The organism is Dyadobacter sp. HNCC25DJ187 (genome assembly GCF_056895255.1).
The window spans coordinates 1-818 of record NZ_JBXHAT010000011.1 but is presented as its reverse complement, the minus strand read 5'-3'; the positions used below and the strand labels follow the sequence as shown (position 1 = coordinate 818).

Here is an 818-nt window from a genome sequence, read left to right as displayed (position 1 = left end):
GTCCATCTTACTGTAATTTCTCCCGCAGTCTGGCTGGTTTGGTCAACGGTAACATGTGTAATGACGGGCATGATGGTAGGTACTTCCAGACAAGCCATTTCAGATGCAATACTTTCACCTCCGCCTACAAGGTATCCCGGCTCATTGATATTCGCACCCGGCCTTGGGAACTCAACAACGATCCTGTAGCTATAGGAGACCCCTGCTGAGAGCCCTGTCTGGTTGTCCAGATAGGTGGTTTGATTGATGGGAACCTGTCCTATTCTTTGATACCCTGATCCGGCCGGTATTCCTGATATACAAACATCTTCGGGTATTTCCTTGCAGCCTTCACTTCTGTAAATGGCGATTCTGGCGCCTGGTATCTGGCACTGATAAGCATTCCAGTTGAGTCGGTATGCAATTCCTGCGGGATCGGTTGCCGCCACGGCGGTAAGATTAACAGGCTTGGGTCCGAAAACGCGGATATTGAGTGTGGTCATGTCGGATAATTTTCTGAACAGGGCGGGGTTTCCTGAAGCTGCTCCGTCCTCCACCTTGAACAATACGCTGTAAGGTTCCAGCCTGACATGGTCGCATCCAGTTTGCCATGAGAATGTACCTGCAACCTGTCCTAATGTTCCTTGCTGGGCGACAGAGAAAGTAGCGTTTGCAGGTTTGACCAGGGCCGGATCATATACACCTCCTGTTGAAGTGAGCGTAAGTCTGTCTCCGTTTTTGTCTGTTGCTGTGACGGGTTGGCTGATCCTTGTGCCTGCCTCGACGCAAATATCATCGAGCGGATTGATGACTGGTCTGTCGTTTCTGGAGTCTTCGAC

1 pseudogene is annotated in these 818 nt (G+C 50.6%); it reads right to left on the bottom strand.

Annotation, left to right across the window (positions count from 1 at the left end):
• Window positions 1-818: pseudogene (locus AC1XUE_RS25765) on the bottom strand (gliding motility-associated C-terminal domain-containing protein); the annotation flags it as partial.